This window comes from Roseovarius sp. PS-C2 (genome assembly GCF_018862045.1).
Lineage (GTDB): Bacteria > Pseudomonadota > Alphaproteobacteria > Rhodobacterales > Rhodobacteraceae > Roseovarius.
In genome coordinates this window covers 197,474-215,732 of record NZ_JAHKSQ010000004.1, presented here as the reverse complement: position 1 = coordinate 215,732, position 18,259 = coordinate 197,474, and the positions used below count along the sequence as shown (strand labels likewise).

The window sequence follows — 18,259 nt, the reverse complement described above, 5'->3', positions numbered from 1 at the left end:
ACAGGTTGGATCTTAAACGTTTGCTACGCCGCTTCAGTGGCGCGGCTCCGGCGACCGTCCCCACATCGTTCGCGGGCACGGCCACAACGCCACAACGCGACCAGACCGATCAGGGTTTTCGCGCGGCCCCCGTCATCGAGGACGATCAACCCGGCTTTCTGCGCATTCTCGACCTTCTCAAAAACGACGCCTCGTTCGCCTTTTGCAAAATCAACCATGGCTTCTGGGAGCGGCTGGCGCAACTCGAAGCAAGCGGGATCGACCGCGAGTCGTTCACGACGCATCCCGGCGACGACATCGACACGCGCCTCGGAGTCAAGGGAAGCAAGTTCGCCGAAGGTGGAATGCTGGCCGATCTTCTGACGCGCATGCGCGACCTGCCGTCCCCCGAACAGGGGATGCATTTCGTGGCCTCGCTGTCCCCGTGGCCCGGATCGGCCCGGATCGAGGGCACACCTTATGAGAACCGGCAGTCGTGCGAAGACCTGATCGCGCATTTCGTTCCGCAGGCGCATCGTGACAACGTGGCCGAAAACGGTTTTACCGGGCACGAGTTCAAGGTCGCAGCGATCACCGGCGGCCTCGGGCGTTTTCTCGACGCGCTGCACGACCGACAGGTGATCTTTGTCGGCAACGCCAGCAACCGGGCCTTGTTCGACAGCATCGGCCTGTCCTCGCTCACGGTGATCGAGGTGGACGCGACCGAGGCCAGGCTGAAGCGCGACAAAATTCGCGCGCGTCTGTTCAAGGCACTCAAGACCCATCAGGCGGATGCCCGCCCGCCCGTGGTGATCGGTGCCGCAGGCGGATCGCTCACGAGTTGGCTGGGCTTTCAGGTTCTGGACACATTCGAGCGGTTTCATTTCGTCGATCTGGGTGGCACGCTGGCCGCCTACAGCCCCGACGACTCGATGGTCGTCCGCTGGACCCAAACCTATCGGCGGCAACTTGCTGCCGCTATCCCGGCGATGGGCCTCAGCATGCCTGCGGTCACGTCCAGATATTCAGGAAAGTTCGGCCTGCGCGATCGGCGCCTCGTGGAACTGGCCTGTGCGGCCGGTGTCCCGGTCCCGGCGTCCTGCGATGAATTGCCCGCGCCCACACCGACCGCGCCGATCCCCTTTATCGAAAACAAGATCTATGACCACCGGCGACTGGCCGAACTTCTTTCCCTGTCGGTAAAGGCCAATCATCACGCCAATGGCGGGCCGGTCGCGGCGCTCCTCGAACGCATGGTCGCCCTCCTGGCCGATCTGCCCGAACACAGGCGCGTCGTGGCCGTCTGCAACGGCACCGCGGCCCTGCACATCGCCTGTGGGCTGCATGCGCTCGAAGCGGGCACTCCGGGATTTCGTTGGGTCACCAGCGCCTTCAATTTCTTCTCGGCCCATGTCGGCCCCCTGTCCGGCAGCACCGTGATCGACTGCAATGCGCAAGGCCGGTTCGATCTCGACGCCCTTCGTGCCCTGTCGCTCGACAGCTACGACGGTGTGGTCTACACGAACATCTTCGCCCAACAATCCGACTGGGACGATATCGCGGTCTTTTGCGCGCAAAACGGCAAGCGGCTTGTGGTGGATAACGCTACGGGCCTGCTGGATCGTCCGGACAGCGCCCGCAAACCCGATGCCCCGATCGAAATCATCTCGGCGCATCACACCAAGCCCTGGGGCGTGGGCGAAGGCGGTTTCGTGATTTGCGATGCCGAGCAGGAAACCGCAATCCGAAAACTCGCCAATTTCGCCGCTGCCCTGCCCAACGGGGCGCAGTTCGCCGCGTCGAACTACAAACTCAGCGATCTCTCAGCCGCCGCCATCATCGACCGGCTCGAACGCAAGCCGTGGTGGGGCCGCTTCTACAAATGGCAGGAGCGCCGGATGCACTCGCTCGTGATCGACGCGGATGTCGGCATCCTGCCCTTTCCCGGCACCACGACACCGCATTCGCCGCGCGCACACACCCCGTTCCTGTGCCCGAGCCCGGTGATGATCGGCCCGGAACCCGGCCAGATGACCTTGCGCAAGTACTATCTCCCGCTACCGTCCGACCGGCCCACTCCGAATGCCGATGACCTTTACGCGCGTGTCTTCAGCCTGTCGAACGCGCCCGAAATGCGGCTTGTCCCGAACGAAGACATCGTCGCCCAGGTCCGCCGGATGTCCGAATCTGTCGCTCGCCCGGAAGGAGCCCCCTGATGCCCCGTCTGAAAGCGCCTGTCATCCTGTTCTGCTCCGAACGCTCGGGCAGCAACATGATCGCCAAGATATTCGATGCGCACCCGCAGGTCTGCGCGCCGGGCGCCAGCCACCTGTTCAGGATCATGAGCGAATGCGCCTGCCGCTACGCCCCCGGATCGGACGATCTGCGTCAGGCCGTTCTTGCCCTTTTCGATGCCAAGGTCAGCCAGTGGGCGATCGACGCCTGGCCGTCCGATGAACGCGCGGCACTCCTTACCCGGCTCAGCCACGCGGGTGACATGGTTGCGGCACTCTACGCGGCCGAAGCGGACACCATCGACAAACCGCACGTCATGACCAAGGAAAACTCGACCTTTCGCTACCTGCCGATGATAATTGCCCAAAGCACCCGGTCGCGCATCCTGTTCATGGTCCGTGACCCGCGCGACATGGCGGTGTCCTGGATGAACGGCCCGGTGATGCGCGGCGGCGTGTTGCGCGCCGCCGAACGCTGGTGTCAGGATCAGATGGGATATCTCGAAACGCTGGCCCAGCTGGGGCCGGAAACCCCGGTCGCGTTCCTGCGCTACGAGGACATTCTGTCAGATCCCGAAGGCCAATTGCGCCGTGTCTGCACCATGCTGGACCTGCCGTTTTCCGAAGAAATGCTGCGCTTTTCCGAACGCAGTTCAAGCGCACGCTCGGACGCGCAACGCACGTCCATGTGGTCCAATCTCGACAAACCGCTGATGTCGGACAACACGCAGAAATTCCGGCGTGAACTCGACGACGACCAGATCGCCTATATCGAGGCCGTGGCTGGCCCGATGATGACCGCCATGGGCTATGAAACCGCCCGGTCTGGCCAACCCGCATTCGGCCGGTTCGATACGCTCGAAGACCTTCGCGCCCACCTTGCCCTGAGCGAACCGCACGACAAACCCGCCTATCAGGAACTGCCCGCCGAAGAACGCGCGCGTTTCGAGGCTTGGTCGCGCCTCTATGCCGACATGAAGGCGCGCCCGCGCCTGTCACCGGATCAATTCATCACAGGTCGTGAATGACAGCCTCAAGGCTTCTGTTCCCCCCTCCCGGCGGATCTTGCAAAATCTTCATTACCACCACCGCGGCAAGCGACAAAGCTTTTCCAACGTATCGCTGGCTGTTGGCCCCATGAAGTCGGACGGCTGTAATATTCAATAAAACGGACCGCATGAAAGGGCCCCACCACATCAATCCAGAAAACGTGAAAGCGGAGTATTATCGATATCCGCACAGATTTCATCGCTAATGACCGCCGGTAAAGATGTGCGCCACTTATCGTCAGCCGCAACACGTTTCCGAAACACCGTATAATCGCCTTTCGAATTACCTTCGATACGACCCGCTAAAAAGTCACGTGTCTGTGTGTCAAACTTTAATCCGCAGAACTTGAAAAGCTCCCGCACAGTATCTTCAGTCGACCGCAGAAGGTCAGCATAATGTACCAACATGACACGGCTCGGATGCTGCTCTTTCACAGTGTTGAAAATGTTTGCGGCTTCTTTCCATTTTTCGAAGCCGAAAAACTCTTCAGGCCGGTTTTGGTTCTTCTTTGGTGCCGTGCGCCACTCCTCCTCGATCTTCCAACCAAGATCGCTTCGAAATTCCCGAGGGGCCTCCAGAAATGAGGAGACAACCGCGCGCGGGTCGCGCACGAGAAGTACTGCCTTAACTTCAGTATTCTGATCTAACAAGTTGGGCAGAATGTGGTGATACCGAACCTCTTTATAGATTAGGTGTGTTGGCGCAGTTTTGGAGAAATCGGGAACGATCCCCTGCTCACGTTCCTCTACTTGCATGACGTATCTATCTTGAGTTTTACTCAATGCCCGGAAGAAACAAGCAACTTCAGTTTGCCCACTGCAGTCCGATAAAAAACCTTTAAACGCGTAGGAAAATAATGGCTGATGACAATACTTGACGTTTAGTACACTATTGAAAATCTCCGCAAGCCATGTCGTCCCTGATCGGGGCGCGCCATGAAGAGCAATGTTTTGCAATGCCCGTGGCATGACTGTCGACGATGTGTTCATTGCGACGCTCTCGGTGTATCGATATCGAGATAAGCAAGACACAGTTCAGCGACTCGCTTCATATCAGAGAGGTTGTATCTTTGATCAATGGGCAAGGGGACCATATCGCAGGTGATCTCTGTCTCTAAAGTGGAGGCTTCCGTATTCTCCAATACTTCTGGCCAGTACGACGCAACATAAACACGGTTTTCGATCAACATCTGACGCAATCCTTTCCGTGATGGCCAGAAAGGATAGACCATCGGAACGGAAGTATCTGTCAGTGGCAGTTTGATCCGATTGCAAAATCCCAACTGAGTATCAAGTGCGTGAAAATTTTCGCACCGTTTTACCGCAAACCGATTGGTATCCAAATGATCTAGCAATTGATCGGTCAACGCAGATATCCGCATCGCAGGTTCACAGGCTATTTCTGCCTCGGCGCGCTGATAATCTTCGAAATAGGCTTCCGCTCGCGTTTCTGCCCGGCCCAGTAAGTGACGCGCCCGGTCCAAAGACCTAGCTCGCTTCTGAGGAAGTTCGATCAGGGCATCGCACGCCAGAATACCCCCATCTGGAACCGGCAGAAACTTGCGAGGACTATAAATACAATCCGCACTGGGGACAGGTTGACTGTAGTAGGCTTGTGAGTTGTCGAGAATGACACCTTCTGGATTTCCCGCAACAAGGGTTGCCGAATATTCGTCCTTCAAACCGAAGTAGTTGACGTAAATGACCGGTGTTTCCGGGGATATGTCGGGCACGTCCACTATCTCAAATTTTTCGTCAACGTTGTACCAGCGGATTTCAACATTGTTCGGAATTGCATCAACAATAGCCGAGCAGCAATATGAGGGAACGTAAACACACGATGGTTGGCGCGCCCTTAAAAGTACTGCCAAAGCGTTTCTTGCTGAATTCAAGCCGATCCCATCAGGGCGCCAATTGGTCACTGGAGAGACGTCAAGACCGAAATATCCACCGATTGCGTCATATTCCATGTAGTCATTCCAATTCCCTGTACATTTCTGGTTGTCAGGTATGGTCGCATTTGTGTCAACCGCATCGCCGTGCCGTATCTAAAACGTGAAATCTACTGCTATTTACTTTGGCGACGATACGATCTCGCGACCACGGCAAACCCTAAGAGACCCCTAGCTCTGGTTGACTACCCCTGCATTGCGCGATAGCAGCGATCAAGCGGAGCTAGTCCTTGGGTTTTCTGGCACTACATCCGATAGCCTCACTGCAAGAATATGCCTGTGTGGAATGTACGGCTTGATCCGGAGCACAACGCGGCAAAATGAATAAGTTGACTCTTAAGCGATTGTTTTGCGGAAATAGGGACGCAGTCCCGGCGGCGGCCCCCAGTGCACATACAAGTCCGCCCCTGCCGCCCGGCCAACTTCTCGAAGGCCACGAATGACCGGCGCGGACACGGCGCAATCCCCCCGAAGGGTCGCTATCATGCAGCCCTACCTGTTTCCCTACATCGGCTACTTCCAGCTTGCCGCCGCCGTCGACGAATTCTGGCTGCTCGACACGGTGCAGTTCATCCAACAAGGCTGGATGAACCGGAACAACCTGCTGATCAACGGGCGCAAGACCATGTTTTCCATCCCGGTCAACAAGCGCCCGCGCATCGACCTGATTTCCAATAAAGCCTACGGGCCGACTGCCGCGCGTGACTGCGAAAAACTTGCCAGGACTGTTCGGCAAGCCTACGCAAAGGCCCCCTACACCGAAGATGCCCTGCGTCTTGTCGAGGATTTCGCTCGACACCTTGCACACTCCGCCCAACCCGCGGACTTCACCGAAGCGACCGAATTCGCCCTGCATCTCTGCTTTGACGCGCTCGGGCTGACCACCCCGATCCGGCGTATCTCGTCCCTCGGTCTCGACGATACCCTCACCGGACAAGAGCGGATCATCGCCGCCTGCCGTGCCATCGGCGCGCAGGATTATGTCAACATGATCGGCGGGCGCGATCTCTATGACGCCGACAGCTTCGCCGCCGCCGGACTCTCGCTCCACTTTCTCGAACCGGCCCTTCCACCCTACGACCAAGGTCATACAGGCTTCGAACCCGGCCTCAGCATTCTTGACGTAATCGCCAATGTGGCCCCCGAAGGCATCCGCGACATGCTGAACGCCGCCCGGATCGTGCGGGCCTGATGTCAGGACGCAGCCTTACTGCGATGTGCTGGCAACATCCGGAGACCCAAGCAAATCCTCTAGCACCGGCGTACCCGTAACGATCCGCGAAATGGCCAGTCGCGCACCTGTCGGACTCCAATGCGCGTAATCGGTAATCGCCGGCTCGCCCCCATCTATCAGCAGCGGGCATTCCGGGGTGCAAAGCGGAACGAAGCTTGAAAAGTAGGTAACCGGACTGTCCGCAAAACGCGCGGCAAGAGTGTCGTCAAGCTGCCGATAAGGCGTCATGTCAGCCTCGCCATAAATGGCAAGAATCGCTTCGAGCGTTGGAAACGTACCGGTGGCCACATCCAGCGAGGGGTGAAATTCAGGGCGCGGCCCCCAGAACAAGACCGGCACGCCCTGCGCGGCCACACGGCTCAGGCCCGCTTCCAAAGCGTCCAGACGCTGCAGGTCGGGCGCAAGGCTGGCACTGTCCGTCACCGGATCTCCCAGCATCATCGACGCGGCACGCTGCGAATAGATAACAGCCGCCACGTCCGCCTTGTTGTCGGATATCCAGCGCGCCGATATCTCCTGCACGCTGTCGCAATGTGCGCGATCGATCAGGCCCGCTTCGTCGGGATCACGCCCACGATCACACCCCGCGCCGGTGAACTGCACCACGGCGCGATCCGGATAGGCGCGGGACAATCCCGCCCAGATATCGGCCGCGTGGCTGTCGCCCAGAACGACAATGGCGTTTTCAGCCCGATCGGGCAGACAACCCGATAAATCCCCTGCCAACCGTTCAGCGGTGTCCGGGGTGAAATGACAGGTCGTCATACGGATCGCCTCTTGACGGCCATTTCCGGCGGCCTCGATACGCTCCTGCAATGCCCGCATCTCGCCCGAAAGGCGGTCGGGATATCCATGTTTTTCGTCAATCTTGCCGCCCGTCAGGGTGATCGCCAAAGCCCCGACAAATGCCGATACGCCCAGTTGCTTGCCGGAAATTCGGAACCCTGCCGGGGTTTTCCGCCGGAACGGGGTTTCGACGAAATGGTAGAACAGAGCGCCAAGGGCCACAGCCGCCAGGCTGAGCATCGCAATTTCGGTCGGGCGGTCCGGAATGCCATTATAATAGGCAAAATATACCAGCATCGGCCAATGCACGAGATACAGCGAATAGCTGATAAGCCCGATATACCGGATCGGTCGCAGGGTAAGAACACGGTTCAGGATCGCCTGCGGCCCGGCATAGATCAAAAGCGCCGCACCAAGGCATGGCATCAACGCCGCAAGACCGGGAAACCGCTGATGCTCGGTAAATATCAGGCTTCCACCCAGGATCAGCACCAGCCCGGCCAGCGAGGAGACATGCGCACCCGCTCCGGGGCGGGCGATCCTCCCTGTCAGGGCAAGCGCCGCCCCGAATCCGAACTCATACACGCGAAACACCGGCAGAAAGAACGCACCGGACGGATCTCGACCCAGCATGTATTCCGCCGCGGCCAGACTGATCACACTCACCACGGCGAGGATCGCCAATGTCCGCGCAAGGCTCGTCACCTTCAGAAGCAGCACAAGCACGAGCGGCCAGACAAAATAGAACTGCTCCTCGACCGCAAGCGACCAGGTGTGAAGCAGCGGTTTGTAGATCGCTTCGGTGTCGAAATAGCCCGACTGGGTCCAGAACAGGATATTCGACAGCGACAGCACCGCCGCCTGCGTCGCAAGGCCCAGGTCTTCGTAATGGGCGGGGGACAGGATGAAATAGCCCGCCAGAAGCGTCAGCGCGAGAGTCGCCAGAAGGCTTGGCCCGATCCGCCGCAGACGGCGCATGTAGAAGGCGCCGAAACTGAACCGACCGCGCTTGATGTCTTCATGAATCAGCCTGGTGATCAGAAATCCGCTGATCACGAAGAATACATCGACGCCAATATAACCGCCCGAGAGGGACGAGACGCCGAAATGGAAAAGTACGATGACCGAAACGGCCACGGCGCGCAGGCCGTCGATGTCCTTGCGGTATTGCATCCAAAAGCCCCGACCGGTTCGGCGGTCGGTCTAGGACGGTCCAGAAGGTTTGTCTACCGTATTGACCGCGCCAGACGGCTGACGGGATGAAACACCGCACCAGCGCCACCTCATTTCGAAGCGATGACGTTTGATCTGACCTCATCATAGCTCCGGTCCTCGAAGCCCAGAAAACATGCCATCTTCCTGAATTTTTCAGGATCGTTCAGATCGGTGTGGAAAAACCTGTCTGGGGCCCTCCTGGCAAAGAACTCCGCAGCATCTTCATTATGCTGTCTGTAAATGCCTATGTAGTGCTCTTTCTTGTCTTCGAGCGAAAAACCGTTGATGGTCGGCACATTTCCAGGATTGCCATCACTCAGTTCGCGCAACTCGTCTTCGCGTCGGTAAATTCTCGCATGTATATCGGTGAATCCCGGAGAACGGCCACCGGAATGGGCAACCATCGAGCGAAACCAGGCTTCCGGGTCTCTGTCGAACATGACGAATTTTGCCTGCGGGAACCTCTCGTAGAGAACCTCGTACAGTTTGGGAAACCACCACGGCCCGTCATCGAACATCTGGCCGGTCCGGAATACGGGATCCGCAAAAATACGCTCCAGTTCTCCCTGATACCAGCATCGCGACCATTTGCGCCGCTGTGCAATACGATAGCCACGGCGCGCCATTCCCAGTTGCCGTTCGCAAAAATCGCCCGTCGACGTCGTGCCGTTGCGTTGGAAACCTATACAGAACACCTTCTGTTCGACTTCGGGAATCAGCCCAAGCCGGAAACCTGCGGAAAGCCGCCAGTCGGCGTAATTTCTGGTTGGACGGAGGTTCATGATCATCACTTTGGGTCAGGGGTTACGTCGGCTCACGAAGGACATCTCAGGAACTTGCAACAAAAAGCGGCCTCGATAAACCCGCCTTCGACCAGACACCGCTGACACGCTGTGGTTCAGAAATTCCGCTTCCCCATCGAAGACCCGCCCCGATCGACAAAAGGCGCCACTTCGACAGTGGCGCCTCCGGTATCTTGTCATGTGTCTGAAACTCTCACCCCGGCAGCTTGGTCATGCGCAGATAGGGCAGCTTGGTTTCGAACGCGCCGTATTTGGCCTTGGCGTCCTCGTCGCTGACAGCGGTGGGGATCACCACATCGTCACCCACGTTCCAGTTCGCGGGCGTCGCCACGTTTTCGCGGGCGGCGGTCTGCAAGCCGTCCAGTGCGCGCAGCACCTCGGCAAAGTTGCGCCCCACGTTCATCGGGTAGGTCATGCTGAGTTTCAGCTTCTTGTCCGGCCCGATGATGAACACCGAGCGCACGGTCTGGCTGTCGGCGGGTGTGCGGCCTTCGGGAAGGTAGGCCTCGGCGGGCAGCATGTCGAACGCCTTGGACAGTTCCAGCCCCTCGTCGGCCACGATCGGGAAACCGGGGGTCGCACCGCCCACCGTCTCGATATCGCCTTTCCATTTCTTGTGGTCCTCGACGCCGTCCACCGATACGCCCAGCACCTTGCAGTTGCGCTTGTCCCATTCAGCGGCCAGTTGCGCCACCGCTCCGAACTCGGTGGTGCAAACCGGGGTGAAATCCTTGGGATGCGAGAAGATGATCGCCCAATTGTCGCCGACCCAGTCATGCAGGTTGATGGTGCCCTGATCGGTCTCGACCGTCAGATTCGGGATCGTGTCATTGATACGCAGTGACATAATCGTGTCCTTTTCGCTTGAAGTCCGTTGCAATACGGAATTTGATCAAATTCCGGAAGCCAGAGAATCCCTGCCCTTGCGGGCCGGGAACCAGGCTGCCAAGGTGCCAGCAAATCCACGGAGGTCAACCATGATCGAGAAACGCCAGTTCTACATCAACGGCGAATGGGTCAATCCCGCCGCCTCACAGGATCACAATGTGATCGACCCGTCCACAGAAGAGCCCTGCGCGGTGATCTCGCTTGGTAGACAGGCCGATACCGATGCCGCCGTCGCCGCCGCCAAGGCCGCCTTCCCCGCATGGAAACGCACATCCAAGGACGAGCGCCTGGCGCTGGTCGAAAAGCTGTATGACATCTACAAATCCCGTGCCGAAGACATGGCGCAGGCTATCAGCCTGGAAATGGGGGCGCCCATCGACATGGCCCGTCAATCGCAGGTCGGCGCGGGCATGGGCCATATCAAGGCGTTTCTGACCGTCGCCCGCGATTTCGAATTCATCGAACCGCTCGGCGATCACGCGCCCAATGATCGCATCATTCACGACCCCATCGGCGTGGTGGCGATGATCACGCCGTGGAACTGGCCGATGAACCAGGTCACGCTCAAGGTGATCGCCGGGCTGATCGCGGGTTGCACCATGGTGCTGAAACCCTCCGAGGAATCGCCGCTGTCCTCGCTCCTGTTCGCCGAAATGATGGACGAGGCCGGGTTCCCCAAGGGCGTGTTCAACCTGGTGAACGGGGATGGTGCGGGCGTCGGCACGCAGCTTTCGACCCACCCGGATGTCGACATGGTCAGCTTCACCGGCTCGTCGCGCGCGGGCAAGCTCATTTCCAAGGCCGCCGCCGACACGCTGAAGCGCGTCAGCCTCGAACTGGGCGGCAAGGGCGCGAACCTGATCTTCGCCGATGCCGATGACAAGGCGGTCAAGCGTGGCGTGCTGCACTGCATGAACAACTCGGGACAGTCCTGCAACGCCCCCACCCGAATGCTGGTGCAGCGCGAGGTCTACGACCAGGCCGTCGAAACCGCCGCCGAGGTGGCCAAATCGGTCAAGGTCGGCCCGGCCAGCGAGGCAGGCCAGCATATCGGCCCCGTGGTGAACGAGGTTCAGTTCAACAAGATTCAGGACCTGATCCAGAAGGGCATCGACGAAGGCGCGCGGCTGGTCGCGGGCGGCACCGGGCGGCCCGACGGGCTGAACCGGGGCTTTTACGTGAAACCCACGGTGTTTGCCGATGTGAACAACGACATGACCATCGCGCGCGAGGAAATCTTCGGCCCGGTCCTGTCGATCATCCCCTTCGACACCGAAGAGGACGGGCTCGCGATTGCCAACGACACCCCCTATGGCCTGACCAATTATGTGCAGACACAGGATGGCGCGCGCGCCAACCGCTGCGCGGTCGAACTGCGCTCGGGCATGGTGGAAATGAACGGCCAGAGCCGCGGCATGGGCTCGCCCTTCGGCGGGATGAAGCAATCCGGCAACGGGCGCGAAGGCGGCAAATGGGGCATCGAGGACTTCCTCGAAGTCAAGGCCGTCTCGGGCTGGACACCGGGCGCATAAGCCAATGGACCTGCGCGCCTTCGCCCTGCATCCCGACCGTGATCGCGATGCCAGGGCGCGGGCGCGCGACGCCCTCGATAATTGCGGAATCGAAGGCGACCTTTGGCCGTTGGTGGACGGGGCCGCCCTGTCCTCGCAGGATCTGGCAGGGACGGTCGGCGCGCGGTTGTTCGACCCTGCCTATCCCCTGTCGCTGAGCACCGGAGAAATCGCTCATTTCCTGACCCATCGACAAATCTGGGCGGAACTGCAACGCAGCGGGCTGGACGCCGCGCTGATCCTCGACGGCCCCGGCCCGATCACGCCCGAGACCTTCGACGATGCGCTCGACCTCGCGCTGACGCACCTGCCTGCCCTTGGCCTGATCGAACTGCGCACCGTCCCGGCGCCTGGCCCTGCAGTCCTGATCGACACTCTTGGTGCGGCCACGCTCACCATTCCGCAACAGCCCGAGGGACGAGCGCCCGCCCTGCTGATCACGCACGAGGCCGCCGGTCACCTGCTGGCCCTGTCCGACCGGATCGACCGCCCCGTGGAAACCTTTCTGCACAGCCATTGGCATACCGGGCTGCGCTGCGCCTCGGTCTGTCCCTCCGGCATTGGCGACGGTTCCGGCGCAGGCCATATCGCCCCGCCCACCGGCGCATGGCCACGTCTGCGCTACGATCTGGCGCAACGCAAATACCTGCGCGCCGTGGCCCGCCTGTCGCAAAACAGTGCCGCGCCCTCATCCGGCGGGCTGATCGCTTAGCCCCACCTCTTCCCACGTCCTGCGAAAGCCACTAAGACAGGCGCGATGACACCACCTGCCGATCTCTCTCGGGCCGATTTCCTGCCCGAAACCGTGCACAAGCGCGATATCTTCTCTGAAACCGTTTCAGGGCAGCTTGCGGGTGTGGCCGATTTCCCGGTGGTGCTGCGCAAGCTCGACACCGTGCCGCTTTATGCCAAGCCCATCGCCTGGGGTCTTGCCCGGCGCGAAATCAAGGCGCTGCGCGCCGTGCAGGGGATCGAAGGCTGCCCGGTTCTGGTGCGCGTCGACAAGACCGGCCTGTTGCGAAGCTGGACCAAAGGCACGCCCCTGCAACTGGCCAAACCCACCGATCCGGCATGGTATCGCGACGCCAAACGTCTGTTGCGCCAGATGCGCCGTGCAGGCGTGACCCATAACGACATCGCCAAGCCGCAGAACTGGCTGATGACCCCCGAAGGCCGCGCCGCCGTGATCGACTTCCAACTGGCCAGCGTCCACCGCCGCCGGGGCAAGCTGTTTCGCATCATGGCACGCGAAGACCTGCGCCACTTGCTGAAACAGAAACGCGCCTATGCGCCGCATCTGCTCACGCCGTCCGAACAGCGGATGCTGAACCAAAAGGCCCTTCCGGCCCGGATCTGGATGGCCACGGGCAAGAAGCTCTATAATTTCGTCACCCGCCGGGTGATGAACTGGTCCGACGGCGAAGGCACCGAAGACCGGATGGAGCGCGACGGCCCCGCCCTGCGCGCCGCCCTGCTGGAGCACGCACAGGTGCGCGACGTGGCGCTGTGCACCTATGCCCTGCCCGCCAAGGGCGTGGGGCTCTATGCCTTCGTGGAAACCGACCTGCCCGCCGCCGATCTGGCCGGCCTCGCGCCCGATCCCAAGCCGGACCTGATCCAGCCTGTCCCGGCCCTGCCTCGCGATCCACAGGGCGCGCCGCGCATGGACGCGCTGCAACTGGTGGCCACCAACCGGCTGGACGAACTGGCGCAGATACAGGCGGATGATCCGGCACTTGCCGCCACGCTGAAACCGATCATTGCCGCCCGGCTCAACCTGACCGACCGCGTTTTGCGCAGCTAGAAGCGGGCTTCAGCGCGCGCCGTCCCTCCGGTCCTGATGCAGCTTGCGGAACTGGCCCGGCGTCCGGTCGAACCGGCGCCGGAACTGCCGGCAGAAATGCGCGGTATCCGAAAAGCCCAGCTCATACCCGATCTCGGTCACCGACAGGGACCGCTCCACCAACAGGCGGCTCGCGATATCAAGGCGCATGTTCAGCCAGAACGCGGCCGGGTTTTCCCCCATATCGCGCTGAAACACGCGGGTCAGGCGGGTCCGGGTTGTGGCCAGCCTCCGCGCCAGAGAGGTAACGGATAACGGCGTTTCGATATTGGCCTCCATCAGCCCCACCGCATCGCGCGTCAGGGTCGCGGCGCGCTCCAGCCGTTCCTGATAGGGGCGTTTGGGAAAATATGTGCGGGGGTTTTCATAGTTGAACAGAAGATAATCCAGCGCCTTGAACGTCCGGCTCATGTTGCCCCATGTGCGGATCAGATGCGCGGCGACATCCAGCGACAACACCCCGCCGGGGCAGGTGATGACCCGGCCTTCCTCCCAATAGGTCTTGCGCGTCAGCGGCGTGGTGCCCGGAAACCTTTCGCTGAACGCATGCAGCACATTGGGATGCACCGCACAGCTTTTGCCCTCCAGCAGCCCCGCCTCGCCCAGCACGAAAGACCCGGTGCACAGCCCGACCACCAGCGCGCCCCCTTCATGCGCCTGCCGCAGAAGATCGTAGAGGTCAGGCCGAATCTGCCCCATATCCCGCAGCAAACCACCGCACACCACGATACAGTCGAACCCCATGATCTCGTCCAGCGCGATGGTCGGGCGCACCTCCAGCCCCGAACTCGACACCGCCCCGCCCTCGCCCGCCACGGCATACTCCCATTGGAACAACACCTTGCGGCTGTTGTCCCCCTGATCCGCCGCCAGCCGCAACACATCCGAAAAACACGACATCGGCGTCAGGGTGAAACCGGGACACAGGACAATCGCCGCGCTCAGGTAGGGCCGGGCCTCGGGCCGGGATGGGGGCATCATGAAACCTTGTGATCAATTATTCCGCAAAATAGGACAATTATACAATTCATGCGCCCCGGTTTGGCTAGAGTTTTCTGCGGCCCACCCCAATCGAGCGCCAGAAATCAAGCGCACCCCCGTCCGGAGACCCCACATGCAACAGACCGGCACCCCTTCCACCCGCATCCTGACCCAGCCGCTTGTGCTGCGCGGCAAGACCCTGCGCAACCGGGTGGTGTTCGGCGCGCATACCGCCAACATGTCCGAAAACGGGCTGCCCGGCACACAGCACCTGCATTACTACCTCGAACGGGCGCGCGGCGGGGCCGGGATGATCGTGGTCGAACCGCAGCCCGTGCATGACACCGCCGTTCTGACCCGTGGGAATTTCCGCCCCGGCGACGACGCCGTCATCCCCGGTTTCCGCCGGATCACCGAGGCGTGCAAGGCCGAAGGCGCGGTGATGGTGCAGCAGCTTTACCATGTCGGCCAGCATGGCGATGCCGATCTGTCCTACCGCCCCAACTGGTCGCCCTCGGGCATGCCCTCCTATCACGACAGCGATGGAAGCCACGCCCTGCGCGCCAGCGAGATCGAAGACCTGATACAGGGCTATATCCGCGCCGCCGAACGCTGTCGCGAGGCGGGGTTCGACGGGGTCGAAGTCTGGGCCGCCTATCATTCGCTCATCGAACAATTCTGGCGCCCCTGGTCGAACCGGCGCACGGATGAATGGGGCGGCAGTCTGGAGAACCGAATGCGCTTTGGCCGCCGCATCGTCGACGGCATCCGGCAGGCCTGCGGCGAGGGTTTCATCATCGGCCTATCCGCCAGCCACGCCGAGAAAGACCCCGTCGCCCTGTCGCTGGACGACATGACGGAAATCCTGTGCGGCTATGACGCCACCGGCCAAGTCGATTACATCTCCTGCGGGTCGGGCAGCTATATCGACTACGATCGCGTCATGCCCACCTTCGTGCATGGCGAAAAACTCAGCGCCGATCTGACCCGGCGGCTCAAGGCGCAGGTGTCGCACGCGGTCGTCACCGCCGAAAGCCAGATCAGAACACCGGACAACGCCGAATCCATGCTGCGCGCTCAAGAGGCCGACCTTGTGTCGGTCGTGCGCGGCCAGATCGCCGATCCGTTCTGGGGCCGCAAAGTCACCGAAAACCGCGATGACGACATCCGCGGCTGTATCTCCTGCAATCAGATGTGCTGGGGCCGCCGGTCGCGCGACTACTGGATTTCCTGCCTGGTCAACCCCTCCGCAGGGCGCGAACACGACTGGGGCAGCGAGGGCAGCATCGCCCCTGCGGACACCTCCCGCAAACTGCTGGTGATCGGCGCGGGTCCTGCGGGGCTGGAGGCCGCCCGCGTTGCGGCAGCGCGCGGTCACAGCGTCACGATCTGCGAGGCCGGCGCACAGATCGGCGGACAATTCCGGCTGGCCGGGGAACAGCCCCGGCGCGGGCAGGTGCTTGAACTGCTCGACTGGTACGAACGGCAGTTCGACGCGCTCGGGGTCGATCTGCGCCTGAACACTTTCGTCGATGTCGAGGACGTGGCTGGATACGGCGCGGACGAGGTGATCGTCGCCACCGGCTCTCTCCCGCCGGAAACCGGTTTCCAGCGCTGGCTGCCCGAACGCGACAGGCTCGACGGGATCGGGGCGGGCAATGTCTGCTCGGTCGAGGACATCATGCGCCGCGCGGTGGTGCCCGGCAAACGCGTCGTCCTTCTGGACGAGGGCGGGCACTGGCGCGGCTCTGGCACGGCATGGTTCCTTGCCGAGCGCGGCCATGAAGTGTCCATCGTCACGCCCGATGCCCATATCGCCGCCGAACTGGGCCGCACCACCTCGGACGTGCCGCTGCGCCAGACACTGGCCCGCGCCGGGGTGCGTTTTCACACCGAATCCGTCATCGACAAATGGACGGGTCAACAGGCCGTCGTGCTTTCGATTCTGACCGGCGAAACCACCATGATCGACGCCGACACGCTGGTTCTGGCCACGACCAACACCGCCTTCGACATGCTGGCGCAGGATCTGGACGCCGCCGGGATCGCCTGTCACCAGATCGGCGACTGCGTCGCGCCCCGGCTGGCGCCCTATGCCTTCTACGAGGGGCGCAAGCTGGCGCTGCACCTCTGACACCGACACGATACCGACGGAATACCGATGCGAAACCGAACCGGATTTTCGTCAGCCACCCCTCAGAACGGCGCCTTCGCCCTGAACCGCATCCCGGCTCCGCCATCCGGGTGGCGCAGGCGCAATTCTTCGGAATGCAGCATCAGCCGCGGAAACGCCACCGCCGCGCCTGTCGCATAGAGCGGATCGCCCAGAATCGGATGCCCGAGCGCCAGCATATGCACCCTCAACTGATGGCTGCGCCCGGTCTTCGGCATCAGCCGCACCCGCGTTTCCTCCTGCCCATGCCGCAACACGCGCCAGTCAGTCACCGCCTCCTTGCCGGTCTCATGGCACACCATCTGGCGCGGGCGGTTGGGCCAGTCCACGATCAACGGCAGGTCCACCGTGCCGGATTTCGGCTCCAGATGACCCCAAACCCTTGCGACATATGTCTTTTTCGTCTGCCGCTTCTCGAATTGCAGCCCCAGGTGGCGTTGCGCGTGCGGAGTCTGTGCAAAGACCATCACGCCCGATGTATCGCGATCCAGCCGATGCACCAGCAGCGCCGTGGGAAACGCCTCCTGCACCCGCGCCAACAGGCAATCGGCCAGATGCGCGCCCTTGCCGGGCACGCTCAGCAATCCGGCGGGCTTGTCCACCACGACGATCTCGTGATCCTCGTGCAGCACCTTCAGCGGGTCTTGCGGCGGGTCGTAAACGCTGTCCATAGGCGGCCCTCTACACCAGCCCCGCCGCCGGGGCCACACCCTCTGGCGCGCGGCGGCACAGTATGGCAAGGCTATCCCCATGCGCATCGACTATGACACCGTCTCGAAATCCATCGCCGCCCTGACCGAAGGCGAAACCGACCCGGTCGCCCTGATGGCCACCCTCGCCTGCGAACTGCACCATGCCGACGACAGGTTCGACTGGACGGGATTCTACCGCGTGACCGACCCCGGCCTGTTGAAAATAGGCCCCTATCAGGGCGGGCACGGATGTCTTGTCATCCCCTTCGATCGTGGTGTTTGCGGCGCGGCGGCCCGCACGGGGCAAACGCAGATCGTCGACGATGTCGAAGCTTTCACCGATCACATCGCCTGTTCCAGTTCCACCCGCTCCGAAATCGTGCTGCCCGTCTGGAACGGTGCGGGTAGCCTGCTCGGGGTTCTGGACATTGACAGCGACCGGCCCGCCGCCTTTGACAGCCACGATGCCGAGCAACTGGCCCTGATCCTGCGCGCCACCTTCAGCCGCCTCTGACCGCGCCCGGATCACATCGCCAGCAGCAGGCCCAACCCCACGATCTGCCCCCCGAGGATCAGGAACAGCCTCCGGCGGAACGGCTGTTTGCGGGTCTTGTGCGAAAACAGGTGGATCGCCGCGAATACCCCCGGCGTCCCGCCAAGCGCGGCCAGCCACAGCAAGCGCCGCTCCGGCACCCGGCGGCGGCGTTTTTTCGCAGCGTGCTTATCCTTGGCCAGTGCCAGAAACGTCAACAGGTTGACCAGGGCCAGCCAGCCCAGAAGGATTTGCAAGGGGTCGATCATTGACGGGCCTCCGGTGCCAGACCCTTGCACATATCCGGCCCGTCTCCGCCCTGCAACG

At 61.5% G+C, this 18,259-nt stretch carries 16 protein-coding genes; 8 read left to right on the top strand and 8 right to left on the bottom strand.

Annotated elements, in window-relative coordinates; genetic code table 11:
• Positions 1 to 5: 5 nt before the first annotated feature.
• Positions 6 to 2,195 (top strand): DegT/DnrJ/EryC1/StrS family aminotransferase, encoded by a 2,190-nt coding sequence (locus tag KPG71_RS09275; RefSeq protein WP_216337808.1) that lies wholly within the window; start codon positions 6 to 8, stop codon positions 2,193 to 2,195.
• Positions 2,195 to 3,241 (top strand): sulfotransferase, encoded by a 1,047-nt coding sequence (locus tag KPG71_RS09270; protein WP_216337807.1) that lies wholly within the window; start codon positions 2,195 to 2,197, stop codon positions 3,239 to 3,241. The genes KPG71_RS09275 and KPG71_RS09270 overlap by 1 nt, the downstream gene beginning before the upstream one ends.
• Positions 3,242 to 3,409: 168 nt before the next feature.
• On the opposite strand, the gene KPG71_RS09265 is transcribed toward KPG71_RS09270, so the two are convergent.
• Both KPG71_RS09265 and KPG71_RS09260 read right to left on the bottom strand, forming a co-directional pair.
• Complete coding sequence (locus tag KPG71_RS09265) at positions 3,410 to 4,252, bottom strand: sulfotransferase (RefSeq protein ID WP_216337806.1); 843 nt, start codon at positions 4,250 to 4,252, stop codon at positions 3,410 to 3,412.
• On the bottom strand, positions 4,249 to 5,232 hold the full coding sequence (locus KPG71_RS09260; protein WP_216337805.1) for a hypothetical protein: 984 nt from the start codon (positions 5,230 to 5,232) through the stop codon (positions 4,249 to 4,251). The genes KPG71_RS09265 and KPG71_RS09260 overlap by 4 nt, the downstream gene beginning before the upstream one ends.
• A gap of 466 nt (positions 5,233 to 5,698) precedes the next feature.
• Between KPG71_RS09260 and KPG71_RS09255 the strand changes: the two genes are divergently transcribed.
• Positions 5,699 to 6,406 carry a WbqC family protein gene (locus tag KPG71_RS09255; protein WP_216337804.1) on the top strand — a complete coding sequence of 236 codons (708 nt, stop codon included), beginning with the start codon at positions 5,699 to 5,701 and terminating at the stop codon, positions 6,404 to 6,406.
• A 15-nt stretch (positions 6,407 to 6,421) separates the two neighbouring features.
• Here KPG71_RS09255 and KPG71_RS09250 read toward each other — a convergent pair whose 3' ends face one another.
• The 3 genes from KPG71_RS09250 to KPG71_RS09240 form a co-directional block, all read right to left on the bottom strand.
• A complete protein-coding gene (locus tag KPG71_RS09250; RefSeq protein WP_216337803.1) occupies positions 6,422 to 8,407 on the bottom strand; it encodes an acyltransferase family protein in 1,986 nt (661 codons plus the stop codon).
• A gap of 110 nt (positions 8,408 to 8,517) precedes the next feature.
• On the bottom strand, positions 8,518 to 9,237 hold the full coding sequence (locus KPG71_RS09245; RefSeq protein ID WP_216337802.1) for a sulfotransferase: 720 nt from the start codon (positions 9,235 to 9,237) through the stop codon (positions 8,518 to 8,520).
• A 208-nt stretch (positions 9,238 to 9,445) separates the two neighbouring features.
• Entirely contained in the window at positions 9,446 to 10,099 is a 654-nt protein-coding gene (locus KPG71_RS09240; RefSeq protein ID WP_216337801.1) for a peroxiredoxin, read from the bottom strand.
• A 130-nt stretch (positions 10,100 to 10,229) separates the two neighbouring features.
• Here KPG71_RS09240 and KPG71_RS09235 point away from each other — a divergent pair, with 130 nt between their 5' ends.
• Genes KPG71_RS09235 through KPG71_RS09225 form a run of 3 tightly spaced genes read left to right on the top strand, consistent with a single transcriptional unit; the run spans position 10,230 to position 13,515 of the window.
• The gene (locus KPG71_RS09235) at positions 10,230 to 11,672 is read left to right on the top strand and encodes an aldehyde dehydrogenase family protein (protein ID WP_216337800.1); all 1,443 of its coding nucleotides are present in this window, start codon (positions 10,230 to 10,232) and stop codon (positions 11,670 to 11,672) included.
• 4 nt (positions 11,673 to 11,676) lie between these two features.
• Positions 11,677 to 12,423, top strand: a complete 747-nt coding sequence (locus KPG71_RS09230; protein WP_216337799.1) for a glycosyl transferase family 25 — start codon at positions 11,677 to 11,679, stop codon at positions 12,421 to 12,423.
• 45 nt (positions 12,424 to 12,468) lie between these two features.
• Positions 12,469 to 13,515 (top strand): serine/threonine protein kinase, encoded by a 1,047-nt coding sequence (locus tag KPG71_RS09225; RefSeq protein ID WP_216337798.1) that lies wholly within the window; start codon positions 12,469 to 12,471, stop codon positions 13,513 to 13,515.
• A 9-nt stretch (positions 13,516 to 13,524) separates the two neighbouring features.
• Here the strand turns inward: KPG71_RS09225 and KPG71_RS09220 are convergent, their stop codons facing one another.
• Positions 13,525 to 14,535: a GlxA family transcriptional regulator gene (locus KPG71_RS09220; RefSeq protein WP_216337797.1), complete on the bottom strand. Its 1,011-nt coding sequence runs from the start codon at positions 14,533 to 14,535 to the stop codon at positions 13,525 to 13,527.
• A 133-nt stretch (positions 14,536 to 14,668) separates the two neighbouring features.
• Here KPG71_RS09220 and KPG71_RS09215 point away from each other — a divergent pair, with 133 nt between their 5' ends.
• Entirely contained in the window at positions 14,669 to 16,669 is a 2,001-nt protein-coding gene (locus KPG71_RS09215; protein ID WP_216337796.1) for an FAD-dependent oxidoreductase, read from the top strand.
• Positions 16,670 to 16,731: 62 nt separating this feature from the next.
• Here KPG71_RS09215 and KPG71_RS09210 read toward each other — a convergent pair whose 3' ends face one another.
• Positions 16,732 to 17,379: an RluA family pseudouridine synthase gene (locus KPG71_RS09210; protein WP_216337795.1), complete on the bottom strand. Its 648-nt coding sequence runs from the start codon at positions 17,377 to 17,379 to the stop codon at positions 16,732 to 16,734.
• Positions 17,380 to 17,458: 79 nt separating this feature from the next.
• Here KPG71_RS09210 and KPG71_RS09205 point away from each other — a divergent pair, with 79 nt between their 5' ends.
• Entirely contained in the window at positions 17,459 to 17,914 is a 456-nt protein-coding gene (locus KPG71_RS09205; RefSeq protein WP_216337794.1) for a GAF domain-containing protein, read from the top strand.
• An 11-nt stretch (positions 17,915 to 17,925) separates the two neighbouring features.
• Here KPG71_RS09205 and KPG71_RS09200 read toward each other — a convergent pair whose 3' ends face one another.
• Positions 17,926 to 18,201: a DUF1294 domain-containing protein gene (locus tag KPG71_RS09200; protein ID WP_216337793.1), complete on the bottom strand. Its 276-nt coding sequence runs from the start codon at positions 18,199 to 18,201 to the stop codon at positions 17,926 to 17,928.
• Positions 18,202 to 18,259 lie beyond the last annotated feature (58 nt).

What these genes read in the sequence shown, in the direction of transcription:
- KPG71_RS09270 (WP_216337807.1), top strand. Translation starts at nt 2,195, where the DNA reads ATGCCCCGTCTGAAAGCGCCTGTCATCCTGTTCTGCTCCGAACGCTCG.
- KPG71_RS09265 (WP_216337806.1), bottom strand. Translation starts at nt 4,252, where the DNA reads ATGAACACATCGTCGACAGTCATGCCACGGGCATTGCAAAACATTGCT.
- KPG71_RS09260 (WP_216337805.1), bottom strand. Translation starts at nt 5,232, where the DNA reads ATGGAATATGACGCAATCGGTGGATATTTCGGTCTTGACGTCTCTCCA.
- KPG71_RS09255 (WP_216337804.1), top strand. Translation starts at nt 5,699, where the DNA reads ATGCAGCCCTACCTGTTTCCCTACATCGGCTACTTCCAGCTTGCCGCC.
- KPG71_RS09250 (WP_216337803.1), bottom strand. Translation starts at nt 8,407, where the DNA reads ATGCAATACCGCAAGGACATCGACGGCCTGCGCGCCGTGGCCGTTTCG.
- KPG71_RS09245 (WP_216337802.1), bottom strand. Translation starts at nt 9,237, where the DNA reads ATGATCATGAACCTCCGTCCAACCAGAAATTACGCCGACTGGCGGCTT.
- KPG71_RS09240 (WP_216337801.1), bottom strand. Translation starts at nt 10,099, where the DNA reads ATGTCACTGCGTATCAATGACACGATCCCGAATCTGACGGTCGAGACC.
- KPG71_RS09235 (WP_216337800.1), top strand. Translation starts at nt 10,230, where the DNA reads ATGATCGAGAAACGCCAGTTCTACATCAACGGCGAATGGGTCAATCCC.
- KPG71_RS09230 (WP_216337799.1), top strand. Translation starts at nt 11,677, where the DNA reads ATGGACCTGCGCGCCTTCGCCCTGCATCCCGACCGTGATCGCGATGCC.
- KPG71_RS09225 (WP_216337798.1), top strand. Translation starts at nt 12,469, where the DNA reads ATGACACCACCTGCCGATCTCTCTCGGGCCGATTTCCTGCCCGAAACC.
- KPG71_RS09220 (WP_216337797.1), bottom strand. Translation starts at nt 14,535, where the DNA reads ATGATGCCCCCATCCCGGCCCGAGGCCCGGCCCTACCTGAGCGCGGCG.
- KPG71_RS09215 (WP_216337796.1), top strand. Translation starts at nt 14,669, where the DNA reads ATGCAACAGACCGGCACCCCTTCCACCCGCATCCTGACCCAGCCGCTT.
- KPG71_RS09210 (WP_216337795.1), bottom strand. Translation starts at nt 17,379, where the DNA reads ATGGACAGCGTTTACGACCCGCCGCAAGACCCGCTGAAGGTGCTGCAC.
- KPG71_RS09205 (WP_216337794.1), top strand. Translation starts at nt 17,459, where the DNA reads ATGCGCATCGACTATGACACCGTCTCGAAATCCATCGCCGCCCTGACC.
- KPG71_RS09200 (WP_216337793.1), bottom strand. Translation starts at nt 18,201, where the DNA reads ATGATCGACCCCTTGCAAATCCTTCTGGGCTGGCTGGCCCTGGTCAAC.